The 23407-nt window shown below is 28.4% G+C and carries 24 protein-coding genes; all 24 read left to right on the forward strand.

Annotated elements, in window-relative coordinates; genetic code table 11:
- Positions 1-40 precede the first annotated feature (40 nt).
- Complete coding sequence (gene murA, locus ABHC41_RS07110) at positions 41-1309, forward strand: UDP-N-acetylglucosamine 1-carboxyvinyltransferase (protein WP_166505899.1); 1269 nt, start codon at positions 41-43, stop codon at positions 1307-1309.
- Between the two features lie 103 nt (positions 1310-1412).
- A complete protein-coding gene (locus ABHC41_RS07115; RefSeq protein WP_092924166.1) occupies positions 1413-2135 on the forward strand; it encodes an FtsQ-type POTRA domain-containing protein in 723 nt (240 codons plus the stop codon).
- Between the two features lie 539 nt (positions 2136-2674).
- Positions 2675-3844: a cell division protein FtsZ gene (ftsZ, locus tag ABHC41_RS07120; protein WP_271892486.1), complete on the forward strand. Its 1170-nt coding sequence runs from the start codon at positions 2675-2677 to the stop codon at positions 3842-3844.
- A 405-nt stretch (positions 3845-4249) separates the two neighbouring features.
- Positions 4250-5086 (forward strand): sigma-E processing peptidase SpoIIGA, encoded by an 837-nt coding sequence (locus tag ABHC41_RS07125; RefSeq protein ID WP_092924172.1) that lies wholly within the window; start codon positions 4250-4252, stop codon positions 5084-5086.
- 28 nt (positions 5087-5114) lie between these two features.
- Complete coding sequence (sigE, locus tag ABHC41_RS07130) at positions 5115-5837, forward strand: RNA polymerase sporulation sigma factor SigE (protein ID WP_092924175.1); 723 nt, start codon at positions 5115-5117, stop codon at positions 5835-5837.
- 79 nt (positions 5838-5916) lie between these two features.
- Positions 5917-6690, forward strand: a complete 774-nt coding sequence (gene sigG / locus ABHC41_RS07135; protein WP_092924178.1) for an RNA polymerase sporulation sigma factor SigG — start codon at positions 5917-5919, stop codon at positions 6688-6690.
- A 118-nt stretch (positions 6691-6808) separates the two neighbouring features.
- The gene (locus ABHC41_RS07140; protein WP_092924181.1) at positions 6809-7285 is read left to right on the forward strand and encodes a hypothetical protein; all 477 of its coding nucleotides are present in this window, start codon (positions 6809-6811) and stop codon (positions 7283-7285) included.
- A 2-nt stretch (positions 7286-7287) separates the two neighbouring features.
- Positions 7288-7953 carry an accessory gene regulator B family protein gene (locus tag ABHC41_RS07145; protein WP_092924184.1) on the forward strand — a complete coding sequence of 222 codons (666 nt, stop codon included), beginning with the start codon at positions 7288-7290 and terminating at the stop codon, positions 7951-7953.
- A 39-nt stretch (positions 7954-7992) separates the two neighbouring features.
- Positions 7993-8112, forward strand: coding sequence for a cyclic lactone autoinducer peptide (locus tag ABHC41_RS07150; protein WP_092924187.1), 120 nt, complete (start codon positions 7993-7995; stop codon positions 8110-8112).
- 65 nt (positions 8113-8177) lie between these two features.
- Positions 8178-9851 (forward strand): diguanylate cyclase, encoded by a 1674-nt coding sequence (locus ABHC41_RS07155; RefSeq protein WP_195237220.1) that lies wholly within the window; start codon positions 8178-8180, stop codon positions 9849-9851.
- Positions 9852-9920: 69 nt separating this feature from the next.
- Positions 9921-10184 (forward strand): YlmC/YmxH family sporulation protein, encoded by a 264-nt coding sequence (locus ABHC41_RS07160; protein ID WP_092924192.1) that lies wholly within the window; start codon positions 9921-9923, stop codon positions 10182-10184.
- Between the two features lie 21 nt (positions 10185-10205).
- Entirely contained in the window at positions 10206-10664 is a 459-nt protein-coding gene (gene nrdR, locus ABHC41_RS07165) for a transcriptional regulator NrdR (protein WP_092924195.1), read from the forward strand.
- A 1-nt stretch (position 10665) separates the two neighbouring features.
- Positions 10666-11376: a peptidoglycan editing factor PgeF gene (gene pgeF, locus ABHC41_RS07170; RefSeq protein ID WP_271892475.1), complete on the forward strand. Its 711-nt coding sequence runs from the start codon at positions 10666-10668 to the stop codon at positions 11374-11376.
- 17 nt (positions 11377-11393) lie between these two features.
- Positions 11394-12083: a response regulator transcription factor gene (locus tag ABHC41_RS07175; protein WP_092924201.1), complete on the forward strand. Its 690-nt coding sequence runs from the start codon at positions 11394-11396 to the stop codon at positions 12081-12083.
- Between the two features lie 23 nt (positions 12084-12106).
- Positions 12107-13402: a HAMP domain-containing sensor histidine kinase gene (locus tag ABHC41_RS07180; RefSeq protein WP_092924204.1), complete on the forward strand. Its 1296-nt coding sequence runs from the start codon at positions 12107-12109 to the stop codon at positions 13400-13402.
- 87 nt (positions 13403-13489) lie between these two features.
- Positions 13490-14419, forward strand: a complete 930-nt coding sequence (locus ABHC41_RS07185) for a YIEGIA domain-containing protein (RefSeq protein WP_092924207.1) — start codon at positions 13490-13492, stop codon at positions 14417-14419.
- Between the two features lie 18 nt (positions 14420-14437).
- The gene (locus ABHC41_RS07190; RefSeq protein WP_092924210.1) at positions 14438-15367 is read left to right on the forward strand and encodes a YIEGIA family protein; all 930 of its coding nucleotides are present in this window, start codon (positions 14438-14440) and stop codon (positions 15365-15367) included.
- 1 nt (position 15368) lies between these two features.
- On the forward strand, positions 15369-15569 hold the full coding sequence (locus ABHC41_RS07195; protein WP_092924213.1) for a hypothetical protein: 201 nt from the start codon (positions 15369-15371) through the stop codon (positions 15567-15569).
- A 107-nt stretch (positions 15570-15676) separates the two neighbouring features.
- Positions 15677-17005 carry a DUF512 domain-containing protein gene (locus tag ABHC41_RS07200; protein WP_092924216.1) on the forward strand — a complete coding sequence of 443 codons (1329 nt, stop codon included), beginning with the start codon at positions 15677-15679 and terminating at the stop codon, positions 17003-17005.
- Positions 17006-17020: 15 nt separating this feature from the next.
- Positions 17021-18349: a ribosome biogenesis GTPase Der gene (der, locus tag ABHC41_RS07205; RefSeq protein ID WP_092924219.1), complete on the forward strand. Its 1329-nt coding sequence runs from the start codon at positions 17021-17023 to the stop codon at positions 18347-18349.
- A 24-nt stretch (positions 18350-18373) separates the two neighbouring features.
- Complete coding sequence (plsY, locus tag ABHC41_RS07210) at positions 18374-18979, forward strand: glycerol-3-phosphate 1-O-acyltransferase PlsY (RefSeq protein WP_166505897.1); 606 nt, start codon at positions 18374-18376, stop codon at positions 18977-18979.
- A 24-nt stretch (positions 18980-19003) separates the two neighbouring features.
- Complete coding sequence (locus tag ABHC41_RS07215) at positions 19004-20026, forward strand: NAD(P)H-dependent glycerol-3-phosphate dehydrogenase (RefSeq protein ID WP_166505896.1); 1023 nt, start codon at positions 19004-19006, stop codon at positions 20024-20026.
- A 132-nt stretch (positions 20027-20158) separates the two neighbouring features.
- Positions 20159-21631 carry a stage IV sporulation protein A gene (gene spoIVA, locus ABHC41_RS07220; protein ID WP_092924228.1) on the forward strand — a complete coding sequence of 491 codons (1473 nt, stop codon included), beginning with the start codon at positions 20159-20161 and terminating at the stop codon, positions 21629-21631.
- Between the two features lie 230 nt (positions 21632-21861).
- Entirely contained in the window at positions 21862-23343 is a 1482-nt protein-coding gene (locus tag ABHC41_RS07225; protein ID WP_092924231.1) for an alanine/glycine:cation symporter family protein, read from the forward strand.
- Positions 23344-23407 lie beyond the last annotated feature (64 nt).

Here is a 23407-nt window from a genome sequence, read left to right on the forward strand (position 1 = left end):
AGACCTTATGATTTAACATACAGCACTAGGGGGGATAATTTTGTCTAAGTATATAATTAAAGGTGGCAACAAAATAGAAGGAAAGCTTAGTATAAGAGGAGCTAAAAATGCTATATTACCAATAATGGCAGCCACCATACTTAATGAAAGTGTGAGTATTATCCATAATGTACCTGATATATCAGATGTACATTTTATGATAAAAATATTAGAAAGCATTGGATGTAAAGTAAGTTATAGCGATGGTACACTTATTGTAGATAGCTCATTTGCTGATCAAGTGGAGATAGAGGAGTGCTACGTTAGAAAAATGAGATCTTCCATAATTATAATGGGAGCAATGATTGGTAGATTTGATTATACTAAAATAAGTTACCCAGGAGGATGTGCAATTGGTTCAAGACCAATAGATTTACACCTTAAGGCTTTAAAAAAATTAGGTATAAGGATAGAAGAGGACGAAGGTTTTATAAAGTGTTATAAGGATAGTTTAGAGGGAAATATAATAAACTTTGAGTTTCCAAGTGTTGGAGCTACCGAAAATGCAATTCTAGCTGCAGTTAAAGCAACAGGAATAACAAAAATATATAATGCAGCTAGAGAACCTGAAATAGAAGATTTACAAAATTTTTTAAATAAAATGGGTGCCAAGGTAAAGGGAGCCGGAACTAATTATATAGAAATTGAAGGTGTAAAAAAGCTTCGCAGAGTAGAACATGATGTCATACCAGATAGGATAGCAATAGGAACATATATGATAGCATCGGCATTAACTAATGGTAAACTTGAAGTAGATAATGTAGTAATATCACATATGGAGCCTATAAGTGATAAGCTAAGAAGTGCAGGGTGTGAAATAGAGTATAAAAATGGTGGGTTATTACTTAAACCACCAAGTAAAATAAAATCAATAGATTTAGTTAGGACTTCACCTCATCCAGGATTTCCAACAGATATGCAAGCTCAACTTATGACATTTATGACCCTTTCGGATGGGATAAGTGTATTTCATGAGACTATTTTTGAAAATAGGTTTATGCATTGTGCTGAATTAACTAGGTTAGGAGCTAATATTAAATATATAACAGAAAATATATGTATGATAAAGGGTGTAGAAAAGTTAAGAAGTGCAAAAGTTAAATCTCCAGACCTAAGAGGAGGGGCAGCTTTAGTATTAGCGGCATTGACTATTCCACAGGAAACAGAAATAAGTAATATATATCATATTGAGAGAGGTTATGAAAATATAGAAGATATCCTAACAAGATTAGGTGCAAATATATTAAAAATAGAGGAAATAGAAAAATAAAAGGCTTTTAAGCCTTTTTTTCATGAAGATTATATTGTATAAAGGATAAATTATATTATTAGTTGTATTAATATTATATACGATTTTTAAGGAGATATATTTTATGAAAAGATTAAAAAAGGGAGCTTTAATAAATATTCTAATATTAATACTAATAATTATAGTAATTTTATACACACTACTGAATAGCAAGATTTTCAATAGTAATCAAATAAGAATTGAAGGAAATGAGAAAATTTCAAAGGACTATATAGTTAGAATTCTAGATCTAAGAGAAGATAAAAATATATTTATGTACAACTTAAAAGATATGGAAAAAGAACTTGAGGAAAATAAGTACATAGAAGATGTAAGGGTAAAAAGGGAATTTCCAAATAAGCTACATATAATAATTATAGAAAAAGAAATATCAGGAATAATTCAAGATGATGGTTTAAAATGTTATATTGATAATAAAGGTAAGTTTATAGATAAAGTTAAGAAAGATGAAGAAATAGATAATTATCTTATGATAGATATTGGATATAAGCTAGATAAGAATAATAATATAAAGTTTAAAAAAGAAAGATATAAAAATAATTTATTGGAAGTATTAAAAAATATAAAAAGTTGCACTTTATACAAAAAAATAAATAAGGTTAAAATAGAAGAAGATTCTATAAGAATGTACACTCCAAAAGGTTTAGAAATTATATTTTTAAACAATAAAGAGATAGAAAAAAATATAAAAAAAACAGAAGCAATCTTAATAGATTTACAAAGTAGTAAAATAAGTAAAGGAACAGTTGATTTTAGACAGGGTAAAAATCCAATTTACATGCCATAGGTATGAGTGATTTTACCAAAAATAATATAAAAAGGCATAGTGATTTTTAATATGCAATTAAAAGTTATGAATGAGGAAAATAATATAACAAAAAATTCCTACAAAAAATATAAATAAAAAGTATTAAAAAACTTGAAAAATATAAGTGTTTCAAAGTAAAATAAAGAGGGTAAGCATTTATGATATGGATATTAATAAGATTAGCCTTATGTATAGTAGATTGATATTATATAACGTTTACTTATCCTATAGATTATTTTTTATATATCTGTAGAAATACTTATAAGTAAGGATTTTATATTTGGTGCAATAAAGTCTTGGTTTTAAGGTAAATATGTCACTAAACTAGTGTTTAGGTCGAGATTATATGACAACTTATCAGTTATTAGAAGACATATTGTTACAAATTTAAGAAATAAAAAAAGAGGAAATTGAATATTTTTGTGGAATAACTTAGTTAATTATTAACAAAAACAAGAATTAAATGATATAATTAATACATACATTTACTTATAATCATAAAATAGGGAGGTTACGCGATGCTAAACTTTGACGTTGAAACAGATGGACTTGCACAAATCAAAGTAATAGGTGCAGGTGGCGGTGGAAACAATGCTGTTAATAGAATGGTTGAAGCACAGCTTCAAGGTGTTGAGTTTATAGCTGTTAATACTGATAAACAAGCTTTACTTACATCAAAAGCAGAATATAAAATTCAAATAGGTGAAAAATTAACAAGAGGGCTTGGAGCGGGAGCAAATCCTGAAGTAGGAAAAAGAGCCGCTGAAGAAAGTAAGGATGAAATAGTAAAGGTACTTCAAGGTGCTGATATGGTATTCGTTACAGCTGGTATGGGTGGAGGAACAGGAACAGGTGCTGCTCCAGTTATAGCTCAACTTGCTAAAGAAATGGGAATACTTACAGTAGGAGTAGTTACAAAGCCGTTCTTATTTGAAGGTAAAGTAAGAATGAAAAATGCAGAAAATGGGATAGCTGAATTAAAGTCAAAAGTTGATACATTAATAACTATACCTAATGATAGACTTTTACAAATAGTACAAAAGAATACATCTATGCTAGACGCATTCTCTATAGCAGATGACGTATTAAAGCAAGGTATACAATCTATATCTGATTTAATAGCTGTACCAGGACTTATAAACTTAGACTTTGCTGACGTTACTTCTGTAATGAAAGAACAAGGACTAGCTCATATGGGTCTAGGAAGTGCTTCAGGTGAAAATAGAGCTATAGAAGCAGCTAGACTAGCTATACAATCACCACTTCTTGAAACATCAATAAGAGGTGCTAGAGGAGTCTTACTTAACATAACAGGAGGACCTAACCTAGGATTACTTGAAATAAATGAAGCATCAACTCTAGTTAATGAGTCATGTGACCCAGAAGCAAACATAATATTCGGTGCATCTATAAGAGAAGACTTAGGTGAAGAAATAATGATTACTGTTATAGCGACTGGTTTTGATGAAAATAATCATGACTTAGGTTACAAGATAGCTGAAAAACCAAAGGCTACTTCAAGACCTACTTTAAATACACAACCAACACAACCAGCGCCACAAATGCAAAAAACATCAATAATAGAAGAGAAAGAAGATATCATAGCTCCAAAAGAAGAACCTAAAAGATCTAGCTTTATGGAAGAGGATGAAATGGAGATACCAACTTTCTTAAGAAGAAGAAGATAAAGAAGTCTAAATGACTTCTTTTTTTGTATATAAAAAATTTTTATTAAGCTTAAAATATTAAAAAATATATAGATAGCATATATAAATCTAAAAAATACTTGAGAAATTAGCAAATTAAGTAGAGATATGAATAAAGTAAAATTTTTATATAAAAAATTAGTTATTATAATTTTAAGAATAAAGATAGATAACTTTGAATAAATATTAGTATAGAGAATAACAAAGTTAATTAAATAAAAACAATATAACAATACTATATAAATATTAAATAGAAAAGAAAGCAGAATGCTTTCTTTTTTTGTGAATTTTTACACTAAAATAAATGGGTTTCGACCATTAAAAATGACATAAAATTATAAACTATCTAACTTATAATATACACAAAGGTTAAAGGAGGTTAGCTTAATGTATATAGAGTACTACATTATAGAAAACCTATTAATAAATTATATTATTATAAGTTGTACATCTATACTAACAAAAAAATATAATAACAATAAAAAAAAATGGATATGTGCATCTGTAGGTACATTGTATTCAATTGCGTACATTTTTCCACAACTAGATATATTATTTACGCTACCACTAAAGATTATTATCATAGGACTAATAACATTATTTTTATTTGATTATAAAAATAAAAAAGAATACTTTAGAGTATTGTTGGTATTTTTATTAGTTAATATATTTATTTCTGGAACTACATTTTTTATAATTTATTTCACAGGTATAAGTCATTTAAAGATATCATTTTTAATCATTTGTGCATATACAAGTTGTGAACTTTTAAAATATATCTATAATGATATAAGTTTAATGAGGCAAATAAAGGAGAGTACAAAAGAAATTGAAATAACATTGCTTAATAAGACATGTAGTTGCAAGGCATTATTAGATACTGGAAATTTATTAAAAGATCCTTTAAGTAATAATGACATAGTAATAGTAAAATCCAAAGCTTTGAGAAATATAATTCCAAGCTATCTATACGATTATGAATACGATGATATAGATATAGTTGAGATTGAAAGTATAATAGATAATTTAGAAAGTGATATTGCATCTAGGGTAAGAGTTATACCTTATAAGCATGGTGGAAGTAGCAAAAATAATATAATGCTTGGTATAAAAGCTGATTATATAGAAATTGATAAAACAAAAATAGGTAATATAGTGGTTGGAATATCAGATTTTGATGATGATAAATACAATGCTATACTAAATCCTAGTATATTATCGTAAATAAAACAAACAAAAGGGGGAGATTATTATGAAGTCATTAATTGCAAAGTTATCTATCAGAATTAAGAAAATACTAATTAAATTTAAAATCTTAAAACCAAAAGGTGTGTATTACATGGGGGGCGTAAATGTATTACCACCACCATTAAATTCAGATGAAGAAAGTGAGCTATTACAAAGGTTAGAAAAAGATGAAGAAGTAAAAACAATTTTAATAGAGAGAAATTTAAGATTAGTAGTATATATATCTAGAAAATTTGAAAACACTGGAATTGATATTGAGGATTTAATATCAATTGGCACGATAGGACTTATTAAAGCTGTAAATACATTTAAGTTAAATAAAAATATAAAATTAGCTACTTACGCATCAAGATGTATCGAAAATGAAATCCTAATGTATCTTAGAAAAAATAATAAAAAGAAGGTAGAAGTATCCTTTGATGAACCTTTAAATATAGATTTAGATGGAAATGAACTACTACTTTCAGATGTATTAGGAACAGAAAATGATGAAATCTATAAAATAATAGAAGAAGAGATAGATAAAGATTTATTGGTTATGGCTTTAGATAGATTATCAGATAGAGAAAAGCAAATTATGGAATTAAGGTTTGGGTTAATAAATAGGGGAAGGGAGAAAACTCAAAAAGAAGTAGCTAATATACTTGGAATATCTCAATCTTATATATCTAGATTAGAAAAAAAAATAATATCAAGATTAAAAAAAGAAATGAAAAAATTTATATAATTATCTCTTAAAAGTATAAAAAAATATGATGTGTAAATAATTTCATATAGATAAAACTTTTAAGAGAGGACTGAAATTTATGCAAATTAATAAAGTTGAAATCTGTGGTGTAAATACATCTGAACTTCCAGTACTTAAAAATAATCAGATGACCGAACTTCTTCACAAGATAAAAGATGGGGATGAAGAAGCAAGACAGCAATTTGTAAGAGGTAATTTAAGACTAGTTTTAAGTGTAATACAAAAATTCAACAATAGAGGGGAAAATATAGACGATTTATTTCAAATTGGATGTATAGGACTTATAAAGGCTATTGATAACTTCGACTTAAGTCAAAATGTAAGATTCTCAACTTATGCAGTCCCTATGATTATAGGTGAGATAAGAAGATATTTAAGAGATAACAATCCAATAAGAGTAAGTAGGTCATTAAAAGATATTGCATATAAGGCCTTACAAGTAAGAGAAAGACTTGTTAGATCAAATTCAAAGGAACCTACAGTATCTGAGATATCTAAGGAATTAGAATTACCTATTGAAGATGTTGTAATGGCATTAGATGCAATACAGGATCCTATATCATTATTTGATCCAGTTTATCAGGATAATGGAGATGCAATATTTGTTGTGGATCAAGTTCAAGATAAAAAAGATACAGATGAAAATTGGTTACAAGAAATTGCCTTAAAAGAGGCCATAAAAAAATTAAATAGCAGAGAAAGGTTAGTTTTAGATCTTAGGTTTTATAAAGGAAGAACTCAAATAGAAGTAGCTGATGAGATAGGTATATCGCAAGCGCAAGTATCGAGAATAGAAAAAAACGCATTGAAAAATATGAGAAAATATATATAATATATAGTATAAGAAAAATCGTTGGTATATAATGCCAACGATTTTTCTTAGAACTGAGAAAACATTTTTAAAAATTGAAAAATTTTTCTTAATATGTGATAAGAATAGGAGTTAGACCATGTTAACATCATCAATAGGATATATGATCTTGCGTACATTTCCAGAAAGTCTAGTAACTATATTTTGTGGGATGTTGCTTATGGGAATAAAATTAGATAATAAAGAAATATTAAAAAAAGGATTTTTATTAGGTGTGATAGTAATAGCGATAAGATCTTTACCTATAAATTTTGGAGTACATACAATATTATCTATGATAGCTTTAGGAATAATGTTATACAAAATGTCAAATGGTGATTTATTAAGAACAGTAATATCAACATGCTTATTTTTTATAGCACTTGCCATGAGTGAAGGGATATATATTTTTATAGCAACAAGTTTATTAAATATACCAATAGAAATTTTAACTAATCAAGACGGACCAATTTCAGCTATAAGAACGTTACCGTCACTTTTAATAGCTATAGGAATTGTATTTTTACTAAAAAAAATAGTTATGGAAAATGTGAACCAATATATTAAGAGGGGATAATTATGGGGATAATAGAGGAGTTATCGTTAAAAGCGTCGAATAAGTTAGGGAAGAAGCTTGATAAAAATGATGAAGAAATAGCAGTTATAAACTATGGGCTATTTACAATATTACATACTAGTTTAGCAATAGTTGTAACGATAATAGTAGGTTTATTAACTAAAACATTAATTGAAATTATGACAATATCTATAACATCCGCTATTTTAAAAAGGTATTCTGGAGGTGTGCATGCAACTAGCCCAGAGAGATGCACTTTAATAGGAGTTATATTAGCATACATACTATCTTATATATCAATAAGTATAATGGATATTGATATGAGTATTACTATATTAATGATAATATCTATAATAGGATTTTCTTATTATATTTTATATAAAAAATGTCCAGTACCATCAAAGAATAAACCTTTGAAAAAAGAAAGTACTAGAAAAAAATTAAGAAAAAAAGCCTTTAATCTAATTAATATATATGTAGTTTTAATTATAATATTACTTAGTATATATTCAATAAACAATGTTACAATTGCAAAAAGTATAGCCTTATCAATGGTACTAGGAATAGGACTTCAAGTGTTTGTATTAACTAGCCTAGGGGGCAGACTTATCAACTTGTTAGATAATTTTTTTAATATAAATAAGTTTTTATCTAAAAATATGTCTTAAATATATTTAGGGCAAAATAAAATGTAAGGGGGAAATAAGATGGATTTCTTATTAGGTTCAGTATCTGATTTATTAACTAAAGTTGCAGAAGGAGCATCAACATATTGTATGCTTATATTCTTTGAACCAGAAGTACCAAAGTCATTAAGAGAAGAATAATAAAAAATCATGAGGATTTACTCCTCATGATTTTAATTTAATAAAGACAGTTCTAGGTGAAATCTATGCAAAATTTTGATAAAAAAAGAAATAAAAAAGTTTTTGAGATAATAGTTATACTAAAGGTTATATACGTTATATCAAGTTTATTAGCTATAGCAAGTTTTGTAACTTTTGAAGAACAAGCAAAGGATGCAATAACTATTACAATATCAATAAGTATAATATTAACAATATTAATGGGTTACTTTTTATGGATATCTATTTATACTAAAAATAGAATAGATAAGTCTCCTAAATTTTTAGATTACTTAGAAACATCTATACTGATAGGAATGTTTATAATAGTAGTATTTTTCACAGGAAAAGCAGAAAGTGGATATAAATTACTTAGTATATTTATAGTTATAATATCCTCAATACAGTTTGGGAAAAATTATGGTGTAGCATCTTCTATTATTCAAATAGTAGCAATACTAGCTATTAGTATAATGTTTACAAGTGGAAATGAAGAAATGTTAAGGTTATATTTTGAAAGAGATTTAGTTCTTAGTGCAGCCTTATTTGTTATAGCTATTATACTAGGTATGTATGTTGATACAGAAAGAGAACATAGTAAGGAATTAAGAGAATTAGCAAATAAAGATGAATTAACTGGATTATACAATCATAGGTATTTTCAAGAATATCTTAATAATACACTAATAGAAGCAGATAAAAATGATAAAGAAGTTTCTTTATTATTTATGGATATAGATTACTTTAAAAATTATAATGATGTAAATGGGCATCAAGCTGGGGATTTATTACTTGAAAAGATTGGGAAAATATTAAATGAAAATATGAGAGAAAATGATATAGTTGCAAGGTATGGTGGAGAAGAATTTGCAGCAGTACTTCCTGACACAACAGAAGAGGATGCTATAAAAATTGGTGAAAATATAAGAAATGCAATACAACAGACTGAGTTTGAAGGTCAAGAAAATCAACCAAACAAAAATATTACTATATCAATAGGTGTATCATCTTATCCAAATAGTGCTATTAATAAACATCAGCTTATAAACACAGCAGATGATGCCTTATATAGAGCAAAATCTTTTAATAAAAATAGAGTAGAGTCATACCACAGTATATTATATGACTTATGCAGAGAAATAAATATACCAGAAGAAACAATAAAATCATTAAAAACATTTATAAATATGATAAATATAAAAGATAGATATACATATGGCCATACAGAGAGAGTGGTTATTTATTGTAAGTGGTTTGCACAGTCTATTGGATTAAGTGAACACGACCAAGCACAAATACAGATAGCAGCATATTTACATGATATTGGTAAGCTAGAAATTCCTGAAGAAGTTTTAAATAAAAAAGGTAGACTTACAGACGAAGAATTTAATATGCTTAGAAATCATCCTCAAGCAGGAGTTGACCTTATACACCATATAGTGCCACTAAAGGATTTTAGATCTATAATAAGACACCATCATGAAAGGTATGATGGGAAAGGTTATCCAGATAAACTTCAAAAAGAGGAGATTCCATATTTGGCAAGAATGATTACTATTGCAGATAGTTTTGACGCAATGACATCTAATAGACCATATAACACAAGGAAGAGCCATGAAGAAGGAATACAAGAATTGAGAGCTAATGCTGGTACTCAATTTGATCCATATTTAGTTGAGAAGTTTATAGAGATGTTAGAAAAATATAAAGATAATTTTTAAAAAATAGCCTATAAAGGTTATTTTTTTTTGTACAAGTACATATTTATTTTTGTAAGGGAGGGGATTATAATGTTAAGAGTATCTGATATAATGGAAAAGGAAATCATAAACATTAAAAATGGAAAAAGAATGGGATTTATAACTGATATAAATTTAGATATAAATGAGGGAAAAATAATGTCTTTTACAGTTAGTGGAGATGGAGGAAGAAGTCTATTTTCAAGAGGTGATGAAGGACAAGTTATATTTTTTAATGATATACTAAAGATAGGTTGTGATACTATAATAGTAAATATAGGTTCAGAACTAAATATAGACGATTTTAATATATAGCCAACAAAGGAGGATATAGATATGCAATGCCCTTACTGCAACTATAAAGAATCTAAAGTAGTAGATTCAAGACATACAGACAGAAAGTCTATAAGAAGAAGAAGAGAGTGTGAATCTTGTAAAAAAAGGTTTACTACTTATGAGAAAATAGAGATGACACCTGTAATGGTAGTTAAAAAAGATAATAACAGAGAATATTTTGATAGAGAAAAGTTAAAAAATGGAATACTAAAGTCTTGTGAAAAAAGACCTGTATCAGTAGAGCAAATAGATGACATAGTATACTATATAGAAAACGAAATAAATAAGCTTTATATATCTGAAATAGAAACTGGGGAAATCGGAGAAATGGTAATGGATAGGCTAAAAGAGGTTGACGAAGTAGCTTATGTTAGATTTGCATCTGTATATAGACAATTCAAGGATATAAATACTTTTGTAGCAGAGCTAAAAAATATATTAACAGAGAAAGGTAACTAGCATGGAAAAATTCATAAGAGTAAATGAAATAGATAAAAATTTAGACTTTGTAAATTTAGCTGTAACTCTTAAAAATGTAGATGCAAAGTCAAAAGATGATATGTTAACTGTTTGTAAAGAAGGGAACTTTAATTTTAAAAACTTAACAAGTAATGTACAAATACATTCAGATATAGTTAATGTAGTTGAAAAGTTTGATATAGGATTAAAGAAGGATGGAGATGCACTTATAACAAACTTAACAAATACTCCACTATTAATATTTACAGCAGATTGTGTTCCAATAGCTTTAATAGACAAGAAAAATAAAGCTATTGGGCTTATCCATGCTGGATGGAGAGGGACTTATTCAAAAATAGTTAAAAATACTATAGATAAAATGATAGAAAAATATAACACTAATCCAAAAGATATAGTAAGTGTTATAGGACCATCTATAGGTAGATGTTGTTATGAAGTTTCAGAAGAGCTTATAGAAAAATTTAACACAATTCTTACAAACAAAGATGAAAAATTTTATATAATAAAAGAAGGGAAGTATCATTTAGATTTATGGAATGTTAATGAACAAATATTAAAAGAATGTGATGTTAAAAAAGAAAACATAATAAACTTAAATATTTGCACAAGTTGTGAAAGTGATAGATTCCATTCTTACAGAAAACATGATAAAACAAATGAAAGAATAGGTATGATACTAGAGATAAAATAAAGAGGTGAATTAATACCATGAAAGTAAAAGTACTTGTTATAGATGATGAAATGCATATAGTAGAGCTTTTAAAGTTCAATTTAGAAATGTCAAACTATGAAGTTGACTATGCATACGACGGAATAGATGGATATATAAAGGCAAGAGAATTAAAGCCTGATTTAATATTATTAGACTGGATGTTACCTAATATAAGTGGTATTGATGTACTTAGAAAGATAAGAAGTGACAAAGAATTAGCTAATACACCAGTTATAATGCTTACTGCTAAAAATATGGAAAATGATAAAGTAGAAGGGCTTGAATTTGGTGCTGATGATTATATGACAAAGCCATTTAGTATAAAAGAACTACTTGCTAGAATAGGTACTGTACTTAGGAGGTGTAATATAAAAGTAAAGACTAAAGAATCTACATTATCTACTGGAGACTTAAAAGTTGATTTAAGTAAACATGAGGTATATAAAGGAAGCGAAAAAATAGAACTTACTCTTAAGGAATTTGAATTATTAAAACTTTTACTAGAAAATAAAGGAAAGGTTCTTTCTAGAAATTATTTATTAGATAAAATATGGGGATATGAGTATTATGGTGAGACAAGAACAGTAGATGTTCATATAAGATATCTTAGAAAAAAAATTGAAAGTGAAAATGAATCGGACAAGTATATTCAGACAATTAGAGGTGTTGGATATAAAATAGATTAAAATATAACTTAGGAGATAACAACATGGAACAGTTAAGTACACTAGGGTATTCTATTTTATTAATATCTATAATAATCTCTATATTGTCAATACGATATACTTTAAGATTAAGAAAGTATTTAGAAGAATTTATATATGTTTCTAAAAAAATAAGTAATAAAGAATTTCATTCAAGAATAAGTAGTACAGCTAAAGGTGATTTAGGTGAATTAAGCAGAAACTTTAATGAAATGATAGAAATAATGGACAAAACCATAAGTGATTTGGACTATAGCAATTTACAAAAAACTTCTATACTAAAAAGTATATCTCATGGAATTTTGGCTATAGATATAGATGGAAATATAATGCTTATAAATGAAGAAGCTAAAAGAATGTTAAAATGTGATAATGGTATATTGGTAGAAGGAAAAAATATAAAAAATGTAATAAAAGAAGAAAAGTTATTAGAAGAAATAAATACGTTTAAAGGTTGGAAGCAAAATAAAACCGATGAACTAAAAATTAATGATGATTTAGTATATAAGGTTAGCATAGACCCAATATATCTTGAAAGTATAAAGCACATAATAATAGGTTCTATAATAAATATACAAGATATAACTGAAAAAGTTAAATTAGAACATATGAGAAGTGATTTTGTAGCAAATGTTAGCCATGAATTAAAAACACCTTTAACATCAATAAGTGGTTTTGTAGAGACCTTAAGGCTAAATGAAAATATTGATGTACAAACTAGAAATCGATTTTTAAGTATAATCGAAACTGAATCAGATAGATTAAAAAGATTGATTGATGATATATTATTACTTTCATTTATCGAAAATAATGAAAAGATAGTTTACGAAGGTGTATCCTTATATAATGTCTTTTTAGAAGTATATGAAATGACTAATTATATAGCGAAATCTAAAAATATAAACTTAACTTATGAGTTTGATGATAAATCGATTGTAGTATTTGCAAATAGAGATTATATAAAACAAGTATTTTTAAATCTAATAGATAATGCAATAAAGTATACTCCAGAAAATCAAGGTAAGACAGTAAAGGTAAGTGTAGGTACAAAACAAGATAAAATCATAATAAAAGTAAAAGATGAAGGTATAGGTATACCTAAAGAAGATATAAATCGTATATTTGAGAGATTTTATAGAGTTGATAAAGCAAGAAGTAAAGAAGTAGGCGGTACAGGTTTAGGTCTTGCTATAATAAAGCATATAGTTAAGTCTTTAGGTGGAACAATAGAAGTAAAAAGTGAATTAAGACATGGTAGTGAATTCATAGTTAATATACCTGAGAAAATTTCCTTTAAATAAAGGAAATTTTTTTTTGTTTTTGCACAAACTATTATCATGATATTTTAAATTAGGAACAATAGTTGTAAAAACAAAGGAGTTGATATGATGGAAGAGAGTGTATTAAGGGAAGGTGTTTTTAGACATTCGTTTATGGTAGCATCTATTCTAGGTATATTATGCAGAGCATTAGTTCTTAGGGTTGTAGATAAACAATATCCAAGAAGGCCTCAGGATTATCTAGAACAAATAATAACATCAGCACTAGCTGCATTTTTAGGAGCAATAGCCCTTCCGGCTCTTTTAGAAAATGAATTCTCTGCATTAACATTTTTTGCAATAGCAATACAACAATTTCAAGGCCTGGCAGAGCAAGAAAGAATAACCTTAAAAAATATTGACGAAGCAGAGATAGTGCCAAAAGGATCAGCTTATGTAGAAGAGATAGCTTCGACTTATGAATCTAGATGTTATATAAGTTTACTATCATCATTAATGGCATCAGGCTTATTTATACTATTTAATAACTATTTATTATATGGATTTTTAGTATCAACGATAGCAGCAGCTATAGGTGCTGGAATTATAGGGCTTATAATAAGAAGATATTTAAGAAGAGATAGTATAGCAGATGTAGCAGAAGTTAGAGAAGCTAAGATTCATTTTGATAAATCAGTTCTTAAAGTAAATGGAGTTTATATAGGGAACATAGGTTTAGAAGATACTAGAAATAGATATTTAAATGAAGGATTGGCAATAGAAATAATTCCTAAAAGCTTAGGTGATTTTGGTATAGTAAGTGATATAGGACAAAGACAAGCTATAATACATAATATATTTATTCATATGGGTGTAGATAAAGATGTAGATGAAAAAGACATATTAACTATATCAGAAACAGATTTTGATAAACGTTCAGTAGTAATACCTTTTATTCCAATAATGAAGGATATAGAAACTATGATTGAAATAGCAAGAAGTACTCCTATTATAGAAACAGCAAAAGGCAAAAATAGTGATTACAAAAAAACTATATAAAAATAAAGAGGTGGTATTATGGATACAGCATTTGTAGTGGCCTTATCAATAGGTGTGCTATCTAGGTTAATAATGTTAAATGTAGATAAAAAACAATACCCTACACAACCAAACGTGCTTTTAACACAACTTGTGTTAGCATTTGTAGCTTCAGCATTAGGAGCATTAGTTGTTCCTGCTTTACTAGAGAAGTCATATACATCAATTACATTTTTATCATTGGCAGCAGAACAGTTTAGAAAAGTAAGAGAAAGTAGAAGAAATACACTTCAAAACTTAGAAGATATTCAATTAGTTAAAAGAGGAAGTGCGTTTATAGAAGAAATAGCAAGAACATATGAAGTAAGAAATTATATGTGTATAGTAACATCTTTTTCAACTATATCTTTGTATCATTTTATGATAAAAGAATTTAATATATCTCAAAATAGTAGCTTACTTATAAGTGGGGTATTTGGACTTATATTAGCTATAATACTTAAAAAATTATTAAAAAGAAAGTCTATTGAAGACATAGCAGATGTTCGACAAGTAGAAATAAAATTTGTTGATGAATCAATTCTTCAAGTAGGAGATTTAAAGGGAATAACAAATGTAGGTCTTGAAAGTGATAGACAAAGATATTTAGAAAATGGAATAGGTATAGAAATTATCCCAAAAGACAACAATTATATAAATGCAAGTGTATTATACGATGCAGGACAAAGGCAAGCTATAGTATATAATATATATTCAAGAGTAGGACTTTTTAGAGATGATAATGAACCGGCATTTGTACCTCTTCCAAGAAGACATCCTCAGAAACAAAGTATAATGATAGCTTATGTACCAATAGAGAGAGATGTAGAAAAAGTATTAGAGGCTGTTAGGTCTTGTCCGATATTATCTAGTTCAAAAGGTAGAAATCTATCTATTAATTATAAAATAGGCGAGAAAGGAAGTGTATAATATGGGAGAAAATATGGGTTTAACAGAATATACATTAGCAGTAATAACTACAGATAAAAATATGAAATTTGGTGGAGGATGTCCTATATTTTATGCAGAGGATGATAAAGATCTTCAACATAAAGCAATGCTTATGGCAAAGAGCGTTGGAGGAATGGTTCATGATATGACAAATGGAACATTAATCGTAGTTAAACATTAAAGGTACCTTTTAGGGTACCTTTTAACTTATTGCAAATATTGACTAATTTCAGCAAACCGTGGTATTATAAAACGATGTAATCATATGGAGAAAAGTGGTGAAAGTTCATGGAAGTAAACGTAAAGAAAATGAATAACGTAGTTAGCAAAGTTTATAATAATAGTATTGCAGAGGAACTAGGAATAGAGGTAGGAGACATACTTATTTCTATAAATGGCCAACCAATACAAGATATAATAGAATATAGATTTTTATTAAGTGATGAATACTTAGAAGTTGAGATACAAAAAATAAATGGTGAAATATATGTATATGAGATAGAAAAAGAATATGATGATGATTTAGGTATAGAATTTTCTAACCCTATAATAGACAAAGCTAAAAGTTGTAGAAATAAATGTGTATTTTGCTTTATAGATCAACTTCCAAAAGGAATGAGAGAAACTCTTTATTTTAAAGATGATGACTCAAGATTATCATTTTTACAAGGTAACTTTGTAACTCTTACAAATATGAGTGAAGAAGATATAGATAAAATAATAAGATACAGAATAAGTCCAATAAATATATCAGTTCATACTACAAACCCAGAACTTAGACAGAAGATGATAAAAAATAAGTTTGCAGGTAAATTATATGATATAATGAAAAGATTAGCAGATGCACAGATACAAATGAACTGTCAAATAGTTTTATGTCCTGGATATAATGATAAAGAAGAATTAGAAAGAACAGTATCTGATTTATCTAAATTATATCCATATGTAAATAGTGCAGCAGCAGTTCCAGTAGGTATAACTAAGCATAGGGATCATTTACCTAACTTAGAGATATTTAACGAGAAAACTGCAAGAGAGACTATAGAACAAGTTGAAAAATTACATGAAAAATATCTAAAGGAATTAGGAACAAGATTTATATTCTTATCAGATGAATTTTATGTAATGGCTAATAAAAAATTATTAGACTATGATGAATATGAAGGATTTATACAATTTGAAAATGGAGTAGGAATGATTAGTAAGCTTGAAAGAGAAATACAAGATCAACTAACTACTTTATCTGAAGAAAAGATAAATATAAAAAAGAAAGTTTCTATAGCAACAGGGCATTCTGCATATGAATTTATATGTAAAATGGCAAAAGAAATAATGGATAAGTGTCCTAATATGGAGATTAACGTTTATAAGATAATAAATAATTTCTTTGGAGAGACAATAACTGTTTCTGGACTTATAACAGCAACAGATATAATGGATCAATTAAAAGGTATAGATTTAGGAGAGACTCTTTATATACCAAGAAGTATGCTAAAAGCAGATGAAGATATATTCTTAGATAATATAACTTTAGAAGAATTAAACAATAAAATGGGAATTGAAGTAATACCTTGCTTAAATGAAGGTAAAGACTTTGTTGATAAAATATTAAAGTAGAGAAGGGAGATTATTATGAGCAATAGCAATAATAGACCGATAGTTGCAGTAGTAGGAAGACCTAATGTTGGTAAATCAACATTATTTAATAAACTAGCAGGAAAAAGAATATCTATAGTAGAAGATACTCCAGGAGTAACTAGAGATAGAATATTCACTGAAGTTGAGTGGTTAGACAGATACTTCACATTAATAGATACAGGTGGTATAGAGCCAGATAATGGAGATATAATACTATCTAAAATGAGAAATCAAGCAATGCTTGCTATGGACATGGCTCACGTTATAATGTTTGTAGTTGATGGAAAGGCAGGACTTACAGCAGCAGATAAAGAAGTTGCACAAATACTTAGAAAGACTAGTAAACCAGTTATATTAGTAGTTAACAAAATAGATAATATAAATCAATTTGATAACATATATGACTTTTATGAATTAGGATTAGGAACTCCATTTGCAATATCTAGTGCTAATGGAATGGGACTTGGAGACTTACTAGATGAAGTAATAGCATTTTTCCCTAAAGGATTAAATACAGAGTATGACGAAGATATAATAAAGATAGCTATAACAGGAAAGCCTAATGCAGGAAAGAGTTCTATAGTTAACAAGATGTTAGGAGAAGAAAGAGTTATAGTAAGTCCAATAGCTGGAACTACTAGAGATGCTGTAGATACTTATCTAGAAAGAGATGGACAACAGTTCATGCTTATAGATACGGCAGGTATAAGAAAGAAAAGTAAGATATATGAAACAGTAGAAAAATATAGTGTTATAAGATCTATGGCAGCAGTAGATAGAGCAGATGTTGTAATGATAGTAATAGATGCAGCAGAAGGTATAACTGAACAAGATACAAAAGTTGCAGGTATAGCACATGATGAAGGTAAAGGATGTATATTCGTTGTTAATAAGTGGGACTTAATAGAAAAAGACAACAAGACTTTAGGAAATTACACAAAAGAAATAAGAGAAAAGTTCCCATTTATGATGTATGCACCAGTGCTATTTGTTTCTGCTAAAACTAATCAAAGAATGAATAAAATATTAGAAACTGCAGAATTTGTAGCAAACGAAAATGCTAAGAGAGTATCAACATCAGCATTAAACGATGTAATAGGTGAAGCTGTAATGTTAAATCAACCACCATCAGACAAAGGAAAGAGATTAAAAATATACTATGGTTCTCAAACAGGAGTTAAGCCACCTAAGTTTACGTTATTTATAAATGACAAGCAGTTAACTCACTTCTCATATCAAAGATATCTTGAAAATAAGATAAGAGAGAACTTTGGATTTGAAGGAACTCCTATACACTTTGAATACAGAGAAAAAAGAAGGTAATAAAATTACTTAAGGGGGATTAGTATGCTTAACTATTTAATAATTTTTATAATTGCTTATCTTTTAGGAAATATATCAACATCATATATTATTGCTAGAAGATTAGCAGGAGTGGACATAAGAACTCAGGGATCGGGAAATGCAGGTTCTACTAATGTACTTAGAACTCTTGGAAAAAAGGCAGGTCTTATGACATTTGTAGGAGACTTATTAAAAGGAATAATAGCCGTATTATTAGCAGGTATAATTGCTAAATATATTGGACTAGACCCACTTACAGCTAAGTATATAGCTGTTGTAGGAGTTGTTAGTGGTCATAACTGGCCAGCATTTTTAGGATTTAAAGGTGGAAAAGGAGTTGCTACATCTTTAGGTTCTATGATAGCAGTTAATCCTATAATGGCCTTAAGCTGCTTTTTAGTATTTTTAATAATAGTTTATATAACTAAATACGTATCACTAGGATCAGTACTTAGTATATCACTTTCTCCAGTAATAATGATATTTAGTCAAAATACAAAAGGTGTACTAGTTACATTATTTTTAACTCTATCAGTTATATATACTCATAGAGAAAATATAAAAAGACTTATAAATAAAACAGAAAGAAAAATTGGAGAAAAAAAATAAAATAGTATCTAGGTGGTGTTTTTAATGGAAAAAGTATGTATTTTAGGAGCTGGAAGTTGGGGAAGTGCATTAGGTTTAGTACTAGCTAAAAAAGGCTATGAAGTAAGCATATGGACTTTAAGTCAAGAACAAGCTGATAAAATAAATAAGACAAAAGAAAATATAGATTATTTACCAGGGGTTTTATTCCCAAATAACATAACACTTACAACATCTTTAGAAGAAGCAGTACTAGACAGTAAAATTATAGTATTAGCAGTACCTTCTCAAGCTATAAGAAGTGTTTCAAGTAGCCTAAAGCCATTTGTAAAAGATGAACAAATAGTAGTAGATGTTGCAAAAGGATTAGAAAGAGGAACTGGGCTTAGACTATCAGAGGTTGTAGCTGAGGAGCTTCCAAATAATCCTTATGTAACTTTATCAGGTCCATCTCATGCAGAAGAAGTTGCAAGAGATATACCTACTACAGTAGTAGTTGCATCAGAAAATTTAGAAGTGGCTCAAATAGTTCAAGATATGTTTATGACACCTAAATTTAGAGTGTATACTAACCCTGACATAGTAGGAGTTGAACTTGGTGGAGCTCTTAAAAATATAATTGCATTTGGTGCAGGTATATGTGATGGTTTAGGATATGGAGATAATGCAAAAGCTGCACTTATGACTAGAGGTATAAGAGAAATAGGAAGATTAGGAGTTAAAATGGGTGCTAATTTATCTACTTTCTCAGGACTATCAGGTATAGGTGATTTAATAGTTACTTGTACAAGTATGCATAGTAGAAATAGAAGAGCAGGAATTCTTATAGGGCAAGGAAAAAGTTTAGAAGAAACTCTTGCTGAAGTTAAAATGGTAGTAGAAGGTATAACTGCTACAGAAGTTGCTTATGATGTTTCTAAAAAGCTAGGTATAGATATGCCAATTACAAGTGCAATATATTCTGTACTTCACGAAGGTGCAAATCCAAATGAAGTAGTAGCAGATTTAATGATGAGAAACAAAACACATGAAATAGAAGAAGTAGTGGAAGATAAGCTAGGATTTTAATCCTAGCTTTTTTATTTTAAAAATTAAAAATGACAAGCATGATTTATATATAAATTTAGAAATTATTAGTAATAATAGGGGACAAATAAAAATATACTTTATTAAGAAACTATATGCAGGAGGGGAAAATTAATGAATAACATATATGAAGACATAGCTAAGAGGACTCAAGGAGATATATATATAGGTGTAGTAGGTCCTGTTAGAACGGGTAAATCTACATTTATAAGAAAGTTTATGGAAAAGTTAGTAATACCGAATATAGAAAATGAATTTAAAAAGGAAAGAACAAAGGATGAAATACCTCAAAGTGGTTCAGGTAAGACAATAATGACAGTAGAACCAAAATTTGTTCCAGCAGATGGAGTGGAGATAAAGGTTAGAGATACTGTAAATTTAAAAGTTAGAATGGTTGATTGTGTTGGGTACATAGTAGATGGAGCTTTAGGACATGAAGAAGATGGTAAACAAAGATTAGTATCAACGCCATGGTCACAAGAAGCTATGACATTTGAGCAAGCAGCAGAGATAGGAACTAAAAAAGTTATAAGAGATCATTCAACATTAGGTATAGTAGTTATAACAGATGGTTCAGTAACAGGTATAGATAGAAAGAGTTATTTACAAGCAGAAGAAAGAGTTATAAATGAGTTAAAGTCTTTAAATAAGCCTTTTGCTATTGTATTAAATACACTTGATCCATACAGTGAAGATATAGAATTATTAAGATCTGAATTAGAAGAAAAGTATGAAGCTCCTATAGTACCATTAAATGTATTAGCTATGGATGAAGAAGATATAGAGAGCGTTATGGAAACAGTACTTTATGATTTTCCATTAAATGAAATAAGAATAAATTTACCTCAATGGATAGAAGGATTAGAGAGAAATCATTGGATAAAAAATAATATAATATTCACATTAAAGCAAAGTATAGAAGAAATTGGAAAGATAAGAGATATAGATAGTATTGTAGCAGGATTTTCAGAGTTAGAATTCTTAGAAGATACATCAGTTGATAATGTTGAACTTGGAGAAGGTGTTATAAGTATAGATTTATCTGCTAAGCAAGATTTATTCTACAATGTATTAGAAGAAAAGAGTGGATTTAAAATAGATGGAGACCATCAACTGCTTAGCTTAGTAACTAAGTTATCTAGAGTTAAAAATGAATATGACAAGATAGAATCTGCTTTAATAGATGCAAAAACAAAAGGCTATGGAGTTGTAGCGCCATCTTTAGAAGAATTAAGCTTAGAGGAACCAGAAATAATAAAACAAGGAAAACAATATGGAGTAAAATTAAGAGCAAATGCACCGTCACTTCATATAATAAAAGCTGATATATCTACAGAGATAGCACCTATAGTTGGAAGCCAAAATCAAGGCGAAGAGATGATAAAATATATGCAAGAGGAATTTGAACAAAATCCTAATGAAATATGGTCATCAAATATGTTTGGAAAATCTTTACATGATTTAGTTAAGGAACAATTACAAAGTAAGCTATATACAATGCCTGAAGAAATAAGAGTTAAGATACAAAAAACTTTACAAAAGATAATAAATGAAGGAAGTAGTAATATAATAACTATATTATTATAAAATACACTGATAAAAATTAGATGGCTAATTAAGATAATATTTAAACGTAGGAAAGGTTAAAAACCTTTCCTATTCTTATATAAGCTTATAATAAAGTTAAAATGATTATATGATAATTTTTTAAATTGTCAGAAAATACTTGAAATTTAAAGAACATATATCCAAAATTAATAATATAATCTATTAAATCAAAAAATTTATAGAATATATATTAAAAAAGGGGGTATGTTATGGAGCGTATTGTTTATGCAATAAATGATATTATTTGGAGTAACTGGTTAGTATTTTTATGTTTAGGTTCAGGTATTTATTTTTCTTTTAGAACCAAATTCTCTCAAATAAGACACCTTAAAGAAATGGTAGCCTTATTATTTAAAGGAGAAAAATCAGCTCAGGGTATTTCATCATTTCAAGCTCTATGTACAGCGCTAGCAGGGCGTATAGGTACCGGTAATATAGCAGGGGTAGCGACGGCTATAGCAATGGGAGGACCAGGAGCACTATTTTGGATGTGGGCAATAGCATTTTTAGGTGCAGGATCAGCATTTGCAGAATCTACATTAGCCCAAGTTTATAAAGAAGAACATGATGGATTATATCGTGGAGGACCAGCATACTATATTGAAAAGGGACTTGGAAATACTAAGTTTTCTAAATGGTACGGCATATTATTTGCATTAGCAACAGTATTAGCAACAGGATTATTACTACCTGGTGTTCAATCTAACTCTATAACAGTAGCAGTAAATAATGCTTTTAAGATAGACCCAATGATAATAACTGTAGTCCTAGTTATATTACTAGCACTTATAATATTTGGTGGAATAAAAAGAATAAGTTCTGCAGCAGAATTAATAGTTCCATTTATGGGAGGGATTTATATATTAATGTCTCTTGTAATAATAGCTGTTAATATAGAACAATTACCAAGTATTATAGAGTTAGTATTTAAGTCTGCATTTGGAGCAGAGCAAGCATTTGCAGGAATAATAGGTTCAACAATAGCTTGGGGAGTAAAACGTGGAGTTTATTCAAATGAAGCAGGTCAAGGAACTGGGCCACAAGCAGCAGCAGCAGCTGAAGTAAGTCATCCAGCTAAGCAAGGTTTAGTTCAAGCATTTTCAGTATATGTAGATACTTTATTTGTATGTTCAGCAACAGGATTTATGATACTTATGACAGGAAGCTATAACGTTCATGGAGTAAATGGAGCTATGATTGTTGAGAATTTACCAGGAGTTGAGATAGGACCTATATATACTCAAACAGCAGTAGACTCGTTGATACCAGGATTTGGGTCAGCCTTTGTATCTATAGCATTATTCTTCTTTGCCTTTACGACTATAATGGCATACTACTATATAGCAGAAGTTAATATTATATATATAAGTAAGAGAATATTTAAAGGAAAAACAACTAAGTTATTTATAAATATACTTAGAGTTATATTATTAGGAGCAGTTGCATTTGGTTGTGTAAAGACAGCATCTCTTGCATGGACTATGGGGGATATAGGTGTTGGAAGTATGGCTTGGTTAAATATAATAGCTATACTTTTATTATCAAATGTAGCCATGAAGTGTTTCAAAGATTATGAAGAACAAATGAAAGCAGGAATACCAAGAGAAGAAAGAACATTTGATCCAATAAAACTTGGGATAAAGAATGCTGATTTCTGGGAAGAAAAAGTTAAAAAGGAATCTAATAAATAAAAAAAGTGTAGGCTATATAAATTAATAGCCTACACTTTTTTTTATTTATTAGATTGTAAGCAAA

It is taken from the genome of Romboutsia sp. 1001216sp1, assembly GCF_039841805.1.
Taxonomy (GTDB): Bacteria; Bacillota; Clostridia; order Peptostreptococcales; family Peptostreptococcaceae; genus Romboutsia_C; species Romboutsia_C hominis.

Coding starts and splice junctions, on each gene's coding strand:
- ABHC41_RS07115 (WP_092924166.1), top strand. CDS start 1,413: ATGAAAAGATTAAAAAAGGGAGCTTTAATAAATATTCTAATATTAATA.
- ftsZ (WP_271892486.1), top strand. CDS start 2,675: ATGCTAAACTTTGACGTTGAAACAGATGGACTTGCACAAATCAAAGTA.
- ABHC41_RS07125 (WP_092924172.1), top strand. CDS start 4,250: ATGTATATAGAGTACTACATTATAGAAAACCTATTAATAAATTATATT.
- sigE (WP_092924175.1), top strand. CDS start 5,115: ATGAAGTCATTAATTGCAAAGTTATCTATCAGAATTAAGAAAATACTA.
- sigG (WP_092924178.1), top strand. CDS start 5,917: ATGCAAATTAATAAAGTTGAAATCTGTGGTGTAAATACATCTGAACTT.
- ABHC41_RS07140 (WP_092924181.1), top strand. CDS start 6,809: ATGTTAACATCATCAATAGGATATATGATCTTGCGTACATTTCCAGAA.
- ABHC41_RS07145 (WP_092924184.1), top strand. CDS start 7,288: ATGGGGATAATAGAGGAGTTATCGTTAAAAGCGTCGAATAAGTTAGGG.
- ABHC41_RS07150 (WP_092924187.1), top strand. CDS start 7,993: ATGGATTTCTTATTAGGTTCAGTATCTGATTTATTAACTAAAGTTGCA.
- ABHC41_RS07155 (WP_195237220.1), top strand. CDS start 8,178: ATGCAAAATTTTGATAAAAAAAGAAATAAAAAAGTTTTTGAGATAATA.
- ABHC41_RS07160 (WP_092924192.1), top strand. CDS start 9,921: ATGTTAAGAGTATCTGATATAATGGAAAAGGAAATCATAAACATTAAA.
- nrdR (WP_092924195.1), top strand. CDS start 10,206: ATGCAATGCCCTTACTGCAACTATAAAGAATCTAAAGTAGTAGATTCA.
- pgeF (WP_271892475.1), top strand. CDS start 10,666: ATGGAAAAATTCATAAGAGTAAATGAAATAGATAAAAATTTAGACTTT.
- ABHC41_RS07175 (WP_092924201.1), top strand. CDS start 11,394: ATGAAAGTAAAAGTACTTGTTATAGATGATGAAATGCATATAGTAGAG.
- ABHC41_RS07180 (WP_092924204.1), top strand. CDS start 12,107: ATGGAACAGTTAAGTACACTAGGGTATTCTATTTTATTAATATCTATA.
- ABHC41_RS07185 (WP_092924207.1), top strand. CDS start 13,490: ATGGAAGAGAGTGTATTAAGGGAAGGTGTTTTTAGACATTCGTTTATG.
- ABHC41_RS07190 (WP_092924210.1), top strand. CDS start 14,438: ATGGATACAGCATTTGTAGTGGCCTTATCAATAGGTGTGCTATCTAGG.
- ABHC41_RS07195 (WP_092924213.1), top strand. CDS start 15,369: ATGGGAGAAAATATGGGTTTAACAGAATATACATTAGCAGTAATAACT.
- ABHC41_RS07200 (WP_092924216.1), top strand. CDS start 15,677: ATGGAAGTAAACGTAAAGAAAATGAATAACGTAGTTAGCAAAGTTTAT.
- der (WP_092924219.1), top strand. CDS start 17,021: ATGAGCAATAGCAATAATAGACCGATAGTTGCAGTAGTAGGAAGACCT.
- plsY (WP_166505897.1), top strand. CDS start 18,374: ATGCTTAACTATTTAATAATTTTTATAATTGCTTATCTTTTAGGAAAT.
- ABHC41_RS07215 (WP_166505896.1), top strand. CDS start 19,004: ATGGAAAAAGTATGTATTTTAGGAGCTGGAAGTTGGGGAAGTGCATTA.
- spoIVA (WP_092924228.1), top strand. CDS start 20,159: ATGAATAACATATATGAAGACATAGCTAAGAGGACTCAAGGAGATATA.
- ABHC41_RS07225 (WP_092924231.1), top strand. CDS start 21,862: ATGGAGCGTATTGTTTATGCAATAAATGATATTATTTGGAGTAACTGG.